General features: G+C 46.5%; 15 protein-coding genes. 7 read left to right on the plus strand and 8 right to left on the minus strand.

From position 1 onward, the window contains the following. Positions 1 to 94 precede the first annotated feature (94 nt). Positions 95 to 1303 carry an MFS transporter gene (locus H1R82_RS09800; RefSeq protein ID WP_181732504.1) on the minus strand — a complete coding sequence of 403 codons (1209 nt, stop codon included), beginning with the start codon at positions 1301 to 1303 and terminating at the stop codon, positions 95 to 97. A gap of 164 nt (positions 1304 to 1467) precedes the next feature. Next, positions 1468 to 2583, minus strand: coding sequence for an alanine dehydrogenase (ald, locus tag H1R82_RS09805; protein ID WP_181732505.1), 1116 nt, complete (start codon positions 2581 to 2583; stop codon positions 1468 to 1470). A gap of 134 nt (positions 2584 to 2717) precedes the next feature. Between ald and H1R82_RS09810 the strand changes: the two genes are divergently transcribed. Beyond that, a complete protein-coding gene (locus H1R82_RS09810; RefSeq protein WP_181732506.1) occupies positions 2718 to 4376 on the plus strand; it encodes a PucR family transcriptional regulator in 1659 nt (552 codons plus the stop codon). A gap of 96 nt (positions 4377 to 4472) precedes the next feature. On the opposite strand, the gene holB is transcribed toward H1R82_RS09810, so the two are convergent. Next, positions 4473 to 5501 carry a DNA polymerase III subunit delta' gene (gene holB, locus H1R82_RS09815; protein ID WP_181732507.1) on the minus strand — a complete coding sequence of 343 codons (1029 nt, stop codon included), beginning with the start codon at positions 5499 to 5501 and terminating at the stop codon, positions 4473 to 4475. Positions 5502 to 5926: 425 nt separating this feature from the next. Here holB and H1R82_RS09820 point away from each other — a divergent pair, with 425 nt between their 5' ends. Together H1R82_RS09820 and H1R82_RS09825 are read left to right on the plus strand one after the other, a co-directional pair. Then, on the plus strand, positions 5927 to 6274 hold the full coding sequence (locus tag H1R82_RS09820) for a DUF1904 family protein (RefSeq protein ID WP_181732508.1): 348 nt from the start codon (positions 5927 to 5929) through the stop codon (positions 6272 to 6274). Positions 6275 to 6431: 157 nt separating this feature from the next. After that, positions 6432 to 7274 (plus strand): DegV family protein, encoded by an 843-nt coding sequence (locus H1R82_RS09825; protein ID WP_181732509.1) that lies wholly within the window; start codon positions 6432 to 6434, stop codon positions 7272 to 7274. Between the two features lie 70 nt (positions 7275 to 7344). Here H1R82_RS09825 and H1R82_RS09830 read toward each other — a convergent pair whose 3' ends face one another. Further along, positions 7345 to 9237, minus strand: a complete 1893-nt coding sequence (locus H1R82_RS09830) for a terpene cyclase/mutase family protein (RefSeq protein ID WP_181732510.1) — start codon at positions 9235 to 9237, stop codon at positions 7345 to 7347. 175 nt (positions 9238 to 9412) lie between these two features. Here H1R82_RS09830 and dnaI point away from each other — a divergent pair, with 175 nt between their 5' ends. Further along, a complete protein-coding gene (gene dnaI, locus H1R82_RS09835; RefSeq protein WP_181732511.1) occupies positions 9413 to 10336 on the plus strand; it encodes a primosomal protein DnaI in 924 nt (307 codons plus the stop codon). Between the two features lie 53 nt (positions 10337 to 10389). On the opposite strand, the gene H1R82_RS09840 is transcribed toward dnaI, so the two are convergent. The 3 genes from H1R82_RS09840 to H1R82_RS09850 all read right to left on the minus strand — a co-directional run bounded on the left by H1R82_RS09840 (position 10390) and on the right by H1R82_RS09850 (position 13172). Continuing rightward, positions 10390 to 11991, minus strand: coding sequence for an asparagine synthase-related protein (locus tag H1R82_RS09840; protein WP_181732512.1), 1602 nt, complete (start codon positions 11989 to 11991; stop codon positions 10390 to 10392). Further along, the gene (locus H1R82_RS09845) at positions 11988 to 12473 is read right to left on the minus strand and encodes a transglutaminase-like domain-containing protein (RefSeq protein ID WP_181732513.1); all 486 of its coding nucleotides are present in this window, start codon (positions 12471 to 12473) and stop codon (positions 11988 to 11990) included. Before H1R82_RS09845 ends, H1R82_RS09840 begins: the two co-directional genes overlap by 4 nt. A gap of 405 nt (positions 12474 to 12878) precedes the next feature. Then, positions 12879 to 13172 (minus strand): hypothetical protein, encoded by a 294-nt coding sequence (locus H1R82_RS09850; RefSeq protein WP_181732514.1) that lies wholly within the window; start codon positions 13170 to 13172, stop codon positions 12879 to 12881. A gap of 267 nt (positions 13173 to 13439) precedes the next feature. Between H1R82_RS09850 and H1R82_RS09855 the strand changes: the two genes are divergently transcribed. The 3 genes from H1R82_RS09855 (at position 13440) to H1R82_RS09865 (ending at position 15888) form a co-directional block, all read left to right on the plus strand. Further along, positions 13440 to 14414: a tetratricopeptide repeat protein gene (locus H1R82_RS09855; RefSeq protein WP_181732515.1), complete on the plus strand. Its 975-nt coding sequence runs from the start codon at positions 13440 to 13442 to the stop codon at positions 14412 to 14414. After that, positions 14387 to 14758 (plus strand): tetratricopeptide repeat protein, encoded by a 372-nt coding sequence (locus tag H1R82_RS09860; RefSeq protein WP_181732516.1) that lies wholly within the window; start codon positions 14387 to 14389, stop codon positions 14756 to 14758. The genes H1R82_RS09855 and H1R82_RS09860 overlap by 28 nt, the downstream gene beginning before the upstream one ends. A 473-nt stretch (positions 14759 to 15231) precedes the next feature. Beyond that, entirely contained in the window at positions 15232 to 15888 is a 657-nt protein-coding gene (locus tag H1R82_RS09865; RefSeq protein WP_181732517.1) for a hypothetical protein, read from the plus strand. A gap of 164 nt (positions 15889 to 16052) precedes the next feature. Here the strand turns inward: H1R82_RS09865 and curA are convergent, their stop codons facing one another. Further along, a complete protein-coding gene (curA, locus tag H1R82_RS09870) occupies positions 16053 to 17078 on the minus strand; it encodes an NADPH-dependent curcumin/dihydrocurcumin reductase (protein ID WP_181732518.1) in 1026 nt (341 codons plus the stop codon). Positions 17079 to 17263 lie beyond the last annotated feature (185 nt).

Genomic DNA, 17263 nt, shown 5'->3' on the forward strand with positions numbered 1-17263 from the left:
CAGCTTATTATTGATAATGATTATCATTATCATTTATCCATCGACTATATTAACATGAAGTTTGTTTTTCTGTAAACGAATTTCCGTAAATTTTTTATCTTTTATGAAAGACAGGTTCCGTGTGCTCCTTGGTTTGCGGTTTGATCAGACAAGCCATCACAATCATTCCCGACAAGACCCACAGGCAACATTCAAAAGGCACAACCGGATGAACTTCATATAAAAACGATCCGGCAACGGGACCGGCCATCGCCCCGATGCCATTGGCGACCCCGCTCAATCCGGCCGCCGCCCCTTGCGACTCCTCCCCTGCGTTTAATGAAATGGCACTCAGGCACCCGGGCAGCATCAGGCTTACCCCCAATCCGATTCCCGCAAAGGAAAGAACCATGCCGGACAAAGACACACTTTGCAAAAAACCAAAAAACCCCAAAAACATGACCGGCGCTCCCAGTCGAAGCAACCAGGTATATGAAGGGTTCCATAAACGTACAATCACCATTTGTCCCAAAAACGCCGCCGTTCCCATGGCAAACATGGAAAGACTGATCCATTGAGCAGCTGTTTTCACACTGACACCCAACTGGTCCGTGAAATACAAACCTGCAGTGACTTGCAAGATGACAATGACCAAATGGACCAAAACCGTCATGAACAAATAAGGAAAAATTCTGCGGTCAAACAAGCTGAGTTTTTCTGAATGCGGATGGGATTCTTTTCTTCTGACAGGTTCGTCAGGTCCCTTTCTCATCCATATCCATCCCATGACCAGAGGGAAAAGCGCGGCAAAATAAACCGGAACCGTCCAATCCCACAAAACAAGGATACTTGCAAATGCCGGGCCCAATATCATCCCCAACCCATTGGCAGCTCCGAGAAGCGCCATTCCGGAAGTTCTTTCTTTTACATGGGTCAGATCGGCCATCAATGCCTGGGCCCCGGTTAAAACCGCACCAAAAACCACACCGCCATACAACCGGATCAACAAGAGAAACGCAAACAAAAGCGAAAAGGAAATCCAGTTTGCAAACCCCAGTTGAATGACAAACGCAAACAGCAGATAAGCAAAGGAAAAATGAAAAATGCCATGTACCAAAAGCTTTCTCCGTCCGTGTTTTTCACAATAATCCCCCCACACCAGGCTGGATGCAAACAAAGACACCGCAGCAATGGCAAAAACCATGCTGATCTGTGTCTCATCCAAACGCAATTCCCTCAACATGGGAGCAATAAGGGGATTGACCATCGATAAACCAAAATATGTACTAAACAGTGTGAAAAATAATAAATAATGATGTCTCATGGTTTACCACCTTAATAACCGTAATCGTGACATTGATAATGATAATGATAATTATTATCATCATAGCTTGCCTCAAAGCATGCGTCAATGCGCTCCATCCCTCTTTCCTCCATCAAAAAAAGCTGTGCAGATCCTCTGCACAGCTTTTTTCACTCTTTTTTACTTTATTTCAATAAATTCATCACATCAACATACTCATAGCCGAGATCACGGGCCACCGGAAGGCAGGTGACTTTTCCTTCCAACGTGTTCAATCCTTTGGCCAGTGCCGGGTTGTCCAAAGCCGCCTGGCGATATCCTTTATCCGCAATTTGCAATCCGTAATTGACGGTGACATTGGACAAAGCCATGGTGGCGGTACGTGGCACCGATCCCGGAATATTGGGCACGGCATAATGAAGCACTCCGTGTTTGACATACGTGGGCTCATCATGGCTGGTGGTACGGTCCACGGTTTCAATCGATCCGCCTTGGTCCACGGCAACGTCCACAATGACCGATCCCGGTTTCATTTGCTTCACCATTTCTTCAGTCACCAAGCGCGGTGCGCGGGCTCCCGGAATGAGAACCGCTCCGATCAGCAGGTCTGCTTTTTTCACTGCTTCGGCAATGTTGTACGGGTTGGACATCAGGGTGTTCACTTTGCCTTGGAACAGATCATCCAATTCCCGCAAACGGTTGGCATTGATGTCCAGCAATGTCACATTGGCTCCCATGCCCACCGCCATTTTGGCTGCGTTGGTTCCGACCACGCCGCCGCCGATAATGACCACTTCGCCGGGCAATACGCCAGGAACCCCTCCCAAAAGAATTCCTTTTCCACCTTTTACTTTTTCAAGGTATTGCGCTCCGATTTGAACGGACATTCTTCCCGCCACTTCACTCATCGGGGTTAACAAAGGCAAGGAACGGTTTTCCAATTGGATGGTTTCGTAAGCGATGGCCACGACTTTGTTTTTCACCAATGCTTCCGTCAGTTCGGGAGCTGCGGCCAGATGCAAATAAGTGTACAAAATTAATCCTTCTCTGAAATATTGGTACTCTTCCGGCAATGGTTCTTTTACTTTCACAACCATGTCTGCCGCCCATGCCTCTTTGGCGGAGGCAACGATTTTGGCGCCGGCATCCAGATAATCCTGGTCCGTGAATCCGCTTCCTTCACCGGCCGTGGTTTCTATCAACACTTCATGCCCGTGATTGATATAAGAAGCAACCGCCGCAGGGGTCAAACCCACCCGGTTTTCATTATTTTTTATTTCCTTGGGTACACCGATAATCATGAATATCACCTTTAATTTCCGTTGTAATTCGTACGCCTCCAGTATAATCTATTAATTAAAGCGGTTCCAATAGACACCATGTCATAAATCTGCCTGTCCTTTTCTTACACTCTATCCACAGAAGGTGAATCACATTGGCATCACTCATTTTACAAGATATCCTGAAACGTCCGACGTTTGCCGAGGCCAAGGTGGTTGCAGGCCATAACGGGTTGAACCGTCGGGTCCGGTGGGTTCATATTTTGGAAGTTTCCGAGTTTGACACGTTGATCAACGGCGAAGAAATGATCCTGGCCACAGGCATCCATTTTCAATCTTCTTCGGCTTCTCCCGCCCGTTACCTGGAAAAATTGATCCGGCTCAATGCTTCCTGTTTATGCCTGGAACTGGGATACTACTTTCACACGATACCGGATGACCTGATTGAAATCGCCAACCGGCATGACTTTCCGTTGATCGTGTTTCCCAACGACATCCGCTTTGTGGATATCACACAAGATTTGCACTCCGTTCTCATCAACAAACATTTTCAAATCCTGAAAAACTTGGAAGCCTTGTCCCGTGAATTTCACCGCTTGAGCCTGGAACCCAACGGCACCAACAAAATATTAAAAATGCTTTATCACAAAACCCATTCACCCATTCTCTATCTGCCTTATAAGGATCAGCCTTCTGTATTTCCAAAAATGGAACCGGAAAAAGAAACCGAACTCATTCAGTTTTTAAATGATAAACGGACGGCCCCCGGCATGGAAGCATCAGAACACCGGACCGCCCGGTATTGGCCGTTTCAAAACCAATATATTCTGCTGCAACCGGTGAGTGCCATGGGTCAAACCTGGGCACACATCGGCATGCTTCTGAAACAAAAGCCAACCCGTTATGAATTTTTGATTTTGGATTGGACCTCCTTGGCGATTGCCCAAGATCTTTTGCGCAAACGGTATATGGAAGAAAGACGGTTGCACTCCGAGAATGTATGGGTGGATGATCTGCTTCACAACCGGCTGGACGAATCCCAAATCCACCATCATTTGGGTGCCGATTTTTACGGATTGAATCATAAAAAAAGTTTTGTCTGCCTGATCGAGTGGCTTCCGCGTGCCGAAACCAAACAAGAACGGCAGGAAGTGGAGGAATATCTGCAATACGATTTCCCGATCATCATCCGCGCCATTTTTGAGCAACATCACTTTTATCCGCTGATCACCCGGAGCAACCAGGAGATCGCGATCATTGCATTCGATCTGGAATCGGATTCCTCATGGAAGTCGCGTGCTTCAAAGCTGTTGAAACAATTAAAAAAGCAGTCCGGTTTTCTGTTCAAAGCCGGGGTGGGACAACGTTACATCGGGTTTGCTTCCATCAGCCAAAGTTATCAAGAAGCCCGCCAGGTTTTGGATTTGAATACCCGCCAAAGCAATGAATTCACCTTTTATGATGAATTGGGCGTCTTCCAGCTGATCATGAATCTAAAAGATAAAGACCAGCAATTAAAAAACTTTATCCACCAACATTTGGGCCCGGTCATCGAACATGACCAGAAAAAAAACAGCCATTTGCTCTACACACTCAAAGTTTATCTGGATCACAACGGTTCCAAAAAAGCAGCCGCCGACCATCTGTACATCGCCCGCCAATCGCTCTATTACCGGTTGGAAAAACTTCAAGAATTATTGGGTGACGGCTTTTTGACCACAGAGAATCAGCTGACGCTGCAAACCGCCTTGAAAGCATGCCAGTTGATCTATCCGGAATTATTGACGGGCCGTGGCGAAAACCCGAAAAAATAGATTTTCCAAAAACAACCGGACGCGTCCTTTGGTCCCCTGTGCGGATCCAAAAAACGCGTCCGTTTTTCTTACAATGTCCGAAGCGCTTGTCCGAGATTAAACTTTGGACAACGGAATGAGTTCCCAGCCGTTTTTCATACTCAACCGTTCCTCGGACACGGCCACGATCATTTGTTCAAAGATGCCCTGCCAGTTTAACTGCGGTCTGACCAAAAGGCGGCGGGCAATCAGGACATTATCCATCGCCAGCATGATTTTCCCGGTGGAATGCCTCATGCTCAATCGTTCAATCCCGGAATCACGAAAAATTTCCGTCTTCCCTTTCAACGAAACCATCAACAAATCCCGGTAAAACAAAAGCAACACATCCAACAAAAACCAAGCCCGTTCTTCCTTCACTTCATCCAACAGCCACGATTCCGAAAGGGTGAGCAATGCGTCGGGACTGCCGGACAAGATCCGGGTCCCCCACTCTTTCACCTGATGCACCACGGATTCATAGTGTTTGATTTTCCCGCCCGCATCTGCTTCACCATCCGTTTCCAATGAACCGGAAAGATGCGCAAAGACGGCGGCAAGTTCCTCCGGGATCCCCTTTTTTAAAAACTGTTCTTTTTTGGCCGATGGCGGGATCTCGGAAAAACGGACCAATTGGCAACGGGATTTGATGGTTGGAATCACATCGGACAAATGCTCGGTGATGAGAATGACCACCATGGCAGATTGCGGTTCTTCAAGAAATTTCAACAAGCTGTTGGCGGCTTCATCCCTCATTTTTTCGGCTTCCTCAATGATGGCGAACCGGATCACTCCTTCCGGGGCGCTGTAACGGAAACGCGATTGCAACTGTCTCAACTGCGCAATTTTGATCACATTTCCCTCCGGAAGAATTTTCATCACTTCCGGATGATTGCCCTGCGCAATTTGGATGCAAGAAGGGCACCGGTCGCAGGCATCCGCTTCATTCCGTTCGCAATTGGCGGCTTTGGCCAGTTCCAAAGCCATTTCTCTTTTCCCCGTGTTTTTGGGTCCGTAAAAAATATATGCATGTGCCAACCGGTTGCGTTGGACCGCGTTTTTCAGCACCTCTGCCAGATGAGGTTGCAGGGAATTTTCAAAAGACATGGCAACGCCTCCCCGCGCGAACATTCTCTTCCTTCATCTTTGCATTTTCCGGGCTGAAAAATCAAGCGATCATGAAAAAGATCCGCCCATGGCCCCGGGAGACAACCATCCATTGAACCCGCCCCGTCCACCGGATCGGCAAAACCCTTTGGCAATCTGTTTTGTTGGCATAATTCTATTTGTTTCCGATATAAACCAAGCACTTTTTTGTTTTATATAGATAAATTTTAGAAAACCGAAATATTATCACTTGAGCCGGAACCAGCGGAGCAAAGAAAGCTTGATTCACGGAAAAGACGACCGGTACAATTTAATTAGCGGCTCTGCAATCTGGATTTCTCCCAAAATAAACCGAAACAATCCATGCAAATTTATGATAAAACTACAATGGGACCTGATTAAACAACTTAGAAAGGAAATGAATTATGCCTTTTTTACGTTTTAAAGGTTTTCCGAAGGAAACCCTGAAGCAATTGGCCCCGCAAATTGTCACCGACTTTGCCAAAATGGCACAAGTCCCCGAAGAAAAGGTAAAAATTGAATTGCTTCAGGTCGAACCGATTATCCAGTCACCGCGTTCACTGGAAATCCTGATGTTTCCCCGGGAAAAAAAAGTGCATGACCAATTGGTTGCCAAACTCCATCAATTATTGGAAGAAAAAGGTTTTTCAAATACACACATTTTTTTCATTCTCCTCTCTCCCTCCCTCTATTACAAGAACGGACAACCTCTGGAGAACCTTTCTTCTCCCCCTTTCCTGCATTCATACTGAGCCATTTGATCCGGTCAGCTCGCCTGTTTTCAGGTGAGCTGATTTTTTGCCTTTATTTTCATATAAAATATAAATTTCTTTTTATATCTAATATTATTTTTCTTGCAAACAGAAAGCCGAACCCCGTATACTGAAAGTACTTTAAGGAGGTTATTGAATGAAAATTGCACTGGTCACAGACAGCACCTGTGATTTGCCCCGTGAAACGGCTGAAAAATTCAACATTCACGTTGTCCCGCTTCGCATCCATTATTCCGGCGGTGAATTCCGCGACGGAATCGACATCACTTCCCGGGAAATCATGAATCGCCTCGAACACGAAGTTCCCAAAACATCCATGCCTTCCCCTGAAGAGATCACCCGGATTTATCACTCTTTACAAGAGCAGGGATATACCCACTGCATCGTTTTGACGGTCTCCGCTTCCCTCAGTGGCACCCACAACACTTTCCGTTTGTGTGCACAAGAGATTTCCGGCATGAAGATTGATGTCATTGATTCCAAAGGGGTATCCTGGATACTGGGATTTTTGGTGCTGGAAACGGCCCGGCTGATCCGGAAAACGGGAAATTATGAAGAAATCATCCGGAAGATTCACGAAACCAAAGAAAAAATCAAGGCCTATTTTATCCTGGACACGCTCCAATACGTGCAAAAAGGCGGCCGAATCGGGAAAGTGGCGAAGTCTCTCGGATCCATGCTTCATATCAAACCCGTCATCACTTTTGATTCGGAAGGAAAACTGCACACGCATTCGGTAGCACGCGGAAAAAAACAAGCCCTCAAAAAGTTGATGGCCCCCGTTTACGAGCATCTGTCTTCCACACGCGCCCGGATTGCCGTGTTGCACACCCAGGCCGAAAAGGAAGCCGAAGCGCTGTTAAATCAATTGAAAAACGCCGGAAATGTTTCCGAAACTTATCTGGGGTGGATCGGCCCGACTCTCGCTGTCCACGCCGGTCCCGGTTTGCTGGGCATCGTCATCCATCCCCAAGATTGATATGACCTCATCCACTTTCTGTGTTTTCAGGAGTGGATGTTTTTTGCACAAAAAAAGGGCGGGTTCCCTCTCATCCGTATTTTTGCAGATAATGCGTCATCGCCATTAAAGGCCACACATACGGATAGCTGTGGTAATACACATAAAACTGCCCGGAAAGGCCCGTTCCCGCCGGATAAGACCATTCTTTCCCGCGTTTTTCCATCATTTTCAACAAACAAGCCATCCCCTTTTCAATCGCCGGTGTCGGATGGTCATGGTAGGCGATCAAAGCATCCAGTGCCCAAGCCGTTTGCACCGGAGTCGAAAACGAAAGGGGAACAAACCGGTCCTCCACGTCACTGTAACAAGATTCTCCCCATCCTCCGTCCGGACGTTGTTTGGAGAGTAAAAACCGGATCCCTTTTTGCACGGAAACATGGGTTTCGGGCACTCCCACCGCAGCCAAACCTTTCAGAGCCGCCCAGGTTCCATATATATAGGAAACACCCCACCGGCCAAACCAGGAACCGTCGGAATTTTGGTGGTGATAAAGCCAACTCCATGCCCGCCTGACTTCGGGACGGTCAATGGTCCAGCCAAGCTCCGATCCCAAAAAATACATCACGCGTCCGGTCAGATCCGCAGTCGACGGATCGCCCCAAACTCTTTTTTCATTGCGAGTGGGCAACAATTTGAGCCACATCTTGTTCGTGTTTCGTTCAAAAGCAGGCCATCCTCCATCCCGGTTTTGCATGCTCAACAACCATTGCAATCCGCGTTTCCATTCATCCTGCGCCCATCCTCCCCGGACGGCCGGAGCAATCGCATGCAAACATTGAACCGTATCATCCACATCCGGATTGATCGTGTTGGTGTCGGAAAATCCCCATCCGCCCGGAATCGCATAACGATTCTTCAAACACCAATCTCCCCACGATGTATGCTGTTTGCGCAAAAGATAATTTCTTCCTTTCTGTATCACGCCATGCCCCGGCGAAAGGCCCGCTTTTTGCAATGCCGTCATCACCAGGGAAGTGTCCCAAACCGTCGAAGCAGCTTCCTGCAAATGAGCGCCTTCCGAAAGAGGGAAAATCATCCGGTCCAATCCTTCCATTGCCTTTTGGATCAACGGATGATCCGGCGGATATTTGAGGGACAACAAAGCAAAAATCATCAAAAAAGTGCTGGTCATATAACTGTACAACGTCCCGTCTTCTTCAATGCGGGAAAGCAAAAAGTTCTCCCCCCAGTAAAGAGCCCGTTGATGGACATTTTTCTTAAAAAACGGGGAATAAGCCGTTGTTTCCACCGCAGGAAGCAAATCCTCTTTGGTCCAAAAGTAATCCGGTTGCATGCGTTCCATATACGTCCGATAAGAAGAAGGCAACCAGTCTTCCACTTTCCGGTAACTTTTGAGATGAATGTAAAAATCCTGATCGGACGCCAGCATGACGGGGGCGATGTGAACACGCGCATATCCCACGAAATCAAAAAAATTGACAGGGCTGGCGGCTGGCAGCAGAAAAAACTCAACCGGCAGTTTGGTGATGCGCGACCAGCTCCGGTGACCCAATAAAGCCAAAACCACTTGCGTCAGGGAGCCTGCTTTCGTTTCCATGCCGCGGGAAAGCAGGAAGTCGCGCGCTCTTTTGAGCGAAGGATCATCGGTCGTTTTCACCCCGGAATACAGCAAGGCAAGGGAGGCATCCAGGGTGGCGGAAACATTCCCTTCCTTCTCATCGGGAAACACTTTCCAAGTTCCGGCGCCGGTTTGCCTGGCCAGGATGCGTTCCAAAACCGGCGCCAAAGTGCCGGGATCCGGACGCTTTAACACTTGATGCAACAGGACATAGTACGCGTCGGTCGCAATTCCGTTTTCAAAGCAAAACGGCCACGTTCCATCCGGGTTCTGTTTTTGGATCAACTCTTTTTTCAACCGGTGAATCATCGCTTGAACACGAAGAATCCATTGACTTTGCATCGCACTGCTCCTTCATTCCTGCTAGTTAAAACATATTCAGGGGGCGATGACAAATGACTAAAATTTGAGATTGGAATTTTCCATGACATTTTCCTGATTTTAGAGTAAAAATCTATTCGGTTTCCTGATAGAATAGAGATTACGATCAACATCGATTGCAGGAGGAAGGTTCGTGATGAAACGGATCAACAATGTGATGGTTCCGGTGGGCAAAAACTTAAAAGCGGTTGACAAAGAACGGCAGTTAAAGCTCCTGCTTCAATTTCCGCTGGTCGAAGAATTCAGGAAGCAACATCCTGAACTTCCGACAGAAGTTTATCAGCGTTCTTTCTCCTTCCTTCAGCAATTTGTGATGGAACGTTCCAATTGCCAACAATGTCCGGGACTGGACCGATGCCCCAACATGATGAAAGGACATTACCCGGAATTGGATGAATATGGAGGTTATCTGGACCTGACCATGCATGAATGCAGCAAATGGAAAGCGGAAAAACAAAAATCGCTGATTCAAAGCCATTACATCTCCAAAGAAATTCAACAATCGACGTTTGAGCGGATTGACTACGACCACCCGGAACGGAACAAAGCCATTTTGACCGCCATGGATTACTGCATCAGCTTCAAAGAATCCCCTCTTTCTTACGGCCTTTATTTATACGGGGCGTTTGGAGTGGGCAAAAGCTATATCGCCGGCGCGATCACCAATGAATTGGCCAAGCACAACATCTCTTCGATCATGGTTCATTTCCCCGCCTTGGTTGAAGAATTGAAAGCATCCATCGCCGATAATCAAATCAGCCGCAAAATCGAGGCATTAAAAACCACACAAGTCCTGATCCTGGACGATATCGGCGCCGAATCTTTGACTCCCTGGCTGAGGGACGAAGTGCTTTCCGTCATTTTACAAAGACGGATGACGGACCAACGACCGACCATCTATACATCCAACATGACATTGGATGAGCTGGAAGAACACTTCAGCTATACGGCAAAAGGCGGATGGGAAATTTTAAAAGCCAAGCGGTTGATGGAACGAATTCGTCCTTTTGTGCAACCGGTGTTGGTTCAAGGACGAAACCGGCGCTATCCCGCTGAATGAAAAACCTTCATCAAAAAACCCCCTTCCCGCGAGAAGGAGCTTTCTGATGAAGGTCATAACAAAGAACGGAGCCATATTTCCGTCATGAATGCCCAAATCAGCCCTTTGGTCGACATCATCAACAACCGCTGGTGTTCCAGGCATTCTTTCAGCCGTTCACAATGGATGATTCCCCAATCCGCCAAAATCGAATCTTCATCCAGCAATTCTTTGACTTGTTCACGGTGTTTCAGCAAAAAACGGGCCTCCATCGGCAACACCCGGTACTGCCGGGGCACATAGGCAATCACCTCGCCCGGCAGCCAATCAAAAAACGCCTGCCTCAAAACCGGTTTTTCGATCCATTGCCCCCCGCGAAACAGCACTTTCATCTCAGAAGGCAGGGAAATTGCGATTTCCATCAGCTTCCTGCTGACAAAGGGAAACAACATGTTCATTTGATGCGGGGACAATTGATGCAACTGAATGAGGGATTCCTTGTCCCGGTTTAATGAATACCCCATCGCTTGCCGGGCACTGGTTTTTTCTTTCAGCGAGCCCAGATAATTTTTGGCTTCTTTTGCCGCCTTGTCGGTAAAAAAAAGCGGAATCGGAATGTTTTCCGGATGATCGGCCCACGTCGGGCGAAGCATTCCCAGCTTCTCCATCAACCGTCTGGATAACGTTTTGTTCCATATCCGCTTGGAAAAACGTCCGGTTCCGTCATACCCGAAAATATAGTCTCCAAAATACCCGGAAGCAAGCAGGTTGATCCCGTCCTTTTGGCTTTGCCTGCGGGCTTCTTTGATCATCAGGTAATCCAGGCCGGGATACGGCAAATAAAATTGGTTGGCGTCTTTTGTTAACGCCTTCAAATCCCCCGGTTCAAGGATGATGAGCGGGACATTCGCCAAGCGGGTCACCTTTTCCGCACTGATCCGGACCTTGGACTTTTCCCCGCGCCATCCCCAATGATAAGCAACGACCGGGATCTGGCAGGATTTCAACAACATGAGAATCGCCGCGGAATCAATGCCTCCACTCAGCAAAACCCCCACCCGGTCGGCCGGTTCGACCCGGTCCTGAATCGTTTGGGTCAGGATTTCGATCACCAAATCCGCCGCTTTGTCCCATTTTAACTTGGCATAATCCGGCCGGGGACGCAATTGGTCAAACAGGGTCATCTCTTCATTCTCCCGGTGAACGCGGATCATGTACCCGGCCGGCAGCTTTTTGATGTCCCGAAAATAAGTCTGGGATGGCTCCTGGCCTTCCGCAAAACAGGACCCCACCAATTCTTCCTTTTTCACTTTGGACAAATGGGGGCGATCTTCTCCCAACACCTGTTCAATCCGGGTGGACCAAAAAATCTGCCGCTTGGTCCGGCGCAGATAAAGGGAATATTTACACAACAAACTGCGGTAAATCAATCCGGCTTTTTCTTTCCTTTCAAAATAAACGACTATAAAAGCGCCGTCGATTTGTTTTAAAAAACCGGTCCCTTCTTTCAACAATGTTTTGAACTCTTTTTTGGCCTCATGCCAGTTGTTGTTTTGAATCAGCTTCATCAAAGGTTCCAACTTGGGCGGATAACCCCAGACCTCACCGTAAAATTGGAAAAAACTCTGAAAAAAACCGAAATCAATGAACCCCTGGATCGGATCAAATTTTCTCAATGGACGTCAAACCTTTCCGGAATACGCTTAATTTCTCGAAAATGCCATTCAACTTCCCATGATTCATTCAGGGGAACGTGCCGGAGCTCAACCCAGACATGCAAATTTTCAATCACATGGTCGTCATTTTTTTCCCCCAACACCATTTGTGCCGGAATCCCCAACTTTTTAAGGGATGCACACAACGACAGGGAACGGAGGAAAGAATCAATTTTCCCTGCATTCAACAGGGACACCACAAATTGCGACCAGACCATCACCCGCCGGGCGTACAAAAATTCCGACAACGGGTTTTTAATGCGCACGGGATCTTTGCACCGGATCGACTTGAGCCGGTCCATGGCTTTGTTTAAACCGTAAATCCGGTAAATCAAAAGCATCCAAACCGAAGTCACAATCACCCGGAGCAACCGCCTGAACGGTAACGGAGGAACTTTGGCTGCCCGGTCCTTGGCAAATAAAAGAACAAAATACAGATTCACCCAAAAAAGCCTCCAATCCATAAAAAAAGCACAGTATTCCCGAACCTCTACTGTACTTTGTCTCTCATTTATCACGATATCTGTCAACGGTTTGGCATGATTGAGCCATCACGAAAAATCCCCCGGCTAATTCCATTCTAATGCAAATTTTTACATCTTTCAATAAATAACTCCTCTTGGCGGACACTTGCGGCCATGGATGTTCAAAGTGTCCGGAAAAATGAAAGCGTCGCCTCCGGGAGGACGTGGAAGTCCTTTCCAGGGCAACGCTTCAGCTTTGTTGAGGTGTAAACAGGTTCTCTCTCATTTTTTCCGCCGCGCATCCTTGTCTTTGATGGTTCTATGAAATGACGTGCCATCGCACAAGCACGAGAACTTTTACAGTCCAAGCATATGATAAAATCATTACGTGCCAAAAATGTCAAAGGAGCGTCCGGTAATGATTTTTTTGCCGTCTTCCATTTCCACTTGAATGACATCCATTAACGGAAGTTGAATTTCCAGCCCGTCCCCCGTCGACAATTTCACCATTTTGATGCGGTGCTCCGGCTTGTGCTCCACGTAACAAATCACACGGATTTCTTCTTTTTCCTGGAAATTGGTTTCATCTCGCAAATATTCGATTTGCGAACGTTGTCTCAATTCCGACAAAAAAGGTCCGACCTTTTCCTTTTGGCCTTCAACCTGCACCTTCAACATAAGCAACTCCTCCCAAAATTTTGCGGTGTTTCAACCACTGAAACCAATCGGCATCTTTCTGACTATAGTTTATAAATCTATTTCATACATTGCAAATCGATACAAAATTACTAATAATAGAAGGAATTTTGCAGATTTGTGCCAAACTAGATAAATAAATAAAAATAGAGCAAAAATGTTCACCCGGATTTTGCATATTTGCATGAAAAGCAACAAAAAAACAACCGAAAATAAACAAAAATTTTTTTATTTGCGGAGGTGAGTTCGTTGCTCCCTCTTGACCATGAGAATGCGGGGCGTGTCATTCGGAAAAGGCGGAAGGATTTGGGGCTCAGGCAAAGTGATTTGGTGGATAACATGATCAAACTCCATACCATCCGCAAAGTCGAAAAAGGCGAAGTGGTGAATGAGGATATATATCTGCATATATGCAACAAGCTGGATTTGGACATCAAACAGTTATCCAAGTCTTATGATGACGAGAAGGAACGCGAAGAACAATTGAAATTCAAATTATTCGCGATCGAGCATGACATTGACATGGCGGGTCCGGACAAAGGTTTGGAAGAACTCAGGAAAACCGAGATCGACAAAAACTCCCCCTTGCTTCCCACATACCTCTTTTTAAAAGGAAAATGCATTGCCCGAAAAAAACATTGGAAAAAGGCACAGGCACAATTTTTGAAAACATTGAGCACGCTGAAACAGTATCCCGATTGGAAATCAACCAACGTGCAAGCCGCAACCTACAATGAACTGGGCCGTTGTTGTTATTATTTGAACAATATTGAACAAGCCCTCCATTATATTGAAAAAGGTTTGGAATCCTACGATCCCTCCGGTGACCGCGAATATGTCGTATACCATTTAAAAATGAGCAAAGTGATCTACCTTGAAAAATTAAACCGGAATGAAGATGCTTTCCGCACTTTGGAAGATATGTGGAAAGAAGTCGACAAAATCGAGAGCATCGAGATCCGCAGCAGTATGTATGAGGTGCACGCCACCTTGCTCAGCAAACAGGAACTGCATGAAAAGGCGATCGAATATGCCACCAAAGGCCTGCATCTGGCCCGTGTGGACCAAAACGTGGACCGCGCGTTTGAGCTCTGGACGGCACTCGGGGATTGCTATCAAAACATGGGGGATTATTACAAAGCAGAAGTTGCATTTCGCACAGCATTAAAATTAGAAAAAAAAATCGGAAAAAAAATATGTTGGTATCTACCTATACCAAACTAGGTATGCTATACTTAAAAACAAAAAAAATCCCCTTCGCACAAAAAGCTTTGCAGAATGCCATACAAACGGGACAAAAAACGAACGATGCTTTAAAATACTGCAATGCTCTCATCGCTTTGGGCGATTGCTACATGCGCCAAAACAAAAACGGCGATGCACGCAAATGCCTGCAAAAAGCACTCACGATCTCCGAAAAACACGCACTCAAAATCCTGGAACCGGAAATACTCGTCAAACTTGCAAAATGTTGCGAAGAGGAAGACCCTGTCACTTATGAAAAATATAAAAACAGATTTTTTCAAACTTACTGCCAATTACTTGAAAAAGGCGAGGGAAAATTGTAACCCCTTTCCCTTCCCTTGTCTTGGAAAGGAGGGATCCGGATGAAACGCCTTTTCGGCGGAGAACCGCCTGCTGTTTGATCGTACTTTTCCAATCCAATCTTAATGAAGGGAGTTTACACTATGACTTTTCTCTTTGACGGAGAACCGCCTGCCGTTTAATTCCAAACCAAGCCATCTTTTCTTTTTGCCTGAATGATCATAAAATTCGTGCAGCCATTTTGGGGGAATGGCTGCTTTTTTTATTTGATCTTTATAGAAAGTTTATATTAATTTTACAGAATTGTCAATGTTCCCTGCCCTTTCCAAGACCGGATTGGAAAAGCATCGTTCATAATATTATTCGTAACCCGTTTCTGTTTTGTATCCCTTCTCTTCCACTTTTTTGAGAAATTTGCCATAGTCTTTTCGATTGAATTCACCACAGGCATTCAGTATGATAAAATCATTGCTTGATCATAGGGAAGGGAAGTACCATGTTGAAAAAAACACTGCTGATTGTTTGCACACTCCTTCTGGCATCCGGTTGTTCAGTCATCACCGATTACCAGCTTTCACACCAACTGGTTGAATCGATCGAACAGTTGGTTGTGAAACACAATGACACTGAACATACGCGGAACAAGATGGAAACGTATTATAAAAACATGGAAAAAAGCATGAACCAATTTCAACGCAGCATTCAAGAAACGGGAAAAGCGGACCCCAATGAGTTAAAAGCGCTCTTAAGCGATATGGACCAAGTGATTGCTGAACTTCACAACTATCAGACAGAAGAAGAAAAAGTCCTGAAACAACTGGACCAATTGATGAAAAAAGCGGAAGAAATATCCGGTGACAAAGGTCCGTTGGCAAAGGAAACCTTAAATCTGTTTCAACAGCTGGTTCAGCGTGAATCCAGACTGGCCGAAGTGAATATCGGGATTTTGACGGCGAATAAAAATTACTACACCGCCATCGCCAAGAAAAAAACGCCTCCCAAAGACCAATTTGAATCATTAAATCAGGAAAGAAAGAAATTGGAGAAAGAAACGGAAACACTCATTCAGAAGTTTAATCAGTCTTGGGGCCGCTTCAGCGAGGAAGTTACGGGCCAGCCTTTGAATAAAAGCAACAGCAAACCATCCTTATAAGCCGTTTTGCCTGCCTTTTCTCTCCACGATGCAGAGAAAAGGCTTTTTTTGTATGCGGGTGGGTATCCTTTTGTCATCGGTCCTCCCTTTTTGACACAGCAAAAAGGGACCGGTCGGCTGTGACGGTCCCTTTCCCCTTTCAACCCTTGCATGCAACCAGGTTTTTAAACCTTGACAATCTGTTTTCCCAGGTTCTCTCCGCGAAACAGTCCCAAAAAGGCATCGACGGTGTTTTCAAATCCTTCCACGATGTTTTCTTTATATTTCAACCGGCCGGCATTTACCCATTCCGCCAACTGCTTTAACGCTTCATCAAATTTGTCGGCGTAATCGGAAACGATAAATCCTTTCATCAAAGCGCTTTTAATCAGCAATTGCGGCTGGATTCTCGGCCCGATGTCCGGTTTTTCGAGATTATACAGGGAGATTTGTCCACAGAGCGGAATCCGGGCCTGATGATTCAATAATGAAAGGACTGCATCGGAAATGCTTCCGCCCACGTTGTCAAAATAGATGTCCACCCCGTCGGGACAAGCTTTTGTCAGTTCTTCCCGGATGGAGTCCGTCTTTTTATAATTAATCGCGGCATCAAAACCCAACTCGTTCTTCAAAAATTCCACTTTCGCCTCGGAACCGGCGATCCCGACCACCCGGCAACCTTTGATCTTGGCAATTTGCCCCACGGTCATACCGACGGCTCCTGCAGCACCGGAGACCACAACCGTTTCCCCTTCCTTGGGCTGCCCGATTTCCATCAGTCCAACATAAGCGGTGAGCCCCGGCATGCCCAAAACACCGAGAGCGGTGGAAACCGGAGCCAGATCAGGATTCACCTTGGTCAATTCATCTTCTGCGGCCACGGCAAATTTCTGCCAACCGTAATTCCCGAGAACAATGTCTCCTTCTTCGAACAACTTGGATTCCGATGCAATCACCTCACCGACCACCCCGCCGGTAATCACTTCATTGATCCGGTAAGGAGGAACATATGATTTTTGATCGTTCATTCTCCCGCGCATGTAAGGATCGACGGACAGATATAACGTCTTGACCAGAACCTCACCACTTGACGGTTGAGGAATCTCTTCTTCCACCCATTCAAAATCTTCAGGCACCGGCATTCCTTGTGGACGTCTGGCCAGCAAAATTTTTTGGTTTCTCTCTTTCCCCACGGATAACTCCCCCTTCATTCGACATTCAATAACGATATTATTCCCGCAACCTGTTTCTTTCAAACGGATTTTCAAATAAAATGAACATGAGAAGGGATGTGATGGCCGCAATGAAGCCGATTCGTTGTCTTGAGTGCTACAAACAGCGTCCGGGCGGGCGTTGTGACTTTTGCCCGCTGCACCGGAAAAAACGCGACAAGTAT

The sequence above is a fragment of the Thermoactinomyces intermedius genome (assembly GCF_013912365.1).
GTDB lineage: Bacteria > Bacillota > Bacilli > Thermoactinomycetales > Thermoactinomycetaceae > Thermoactinomyces > Thermoactinomyces intermedius.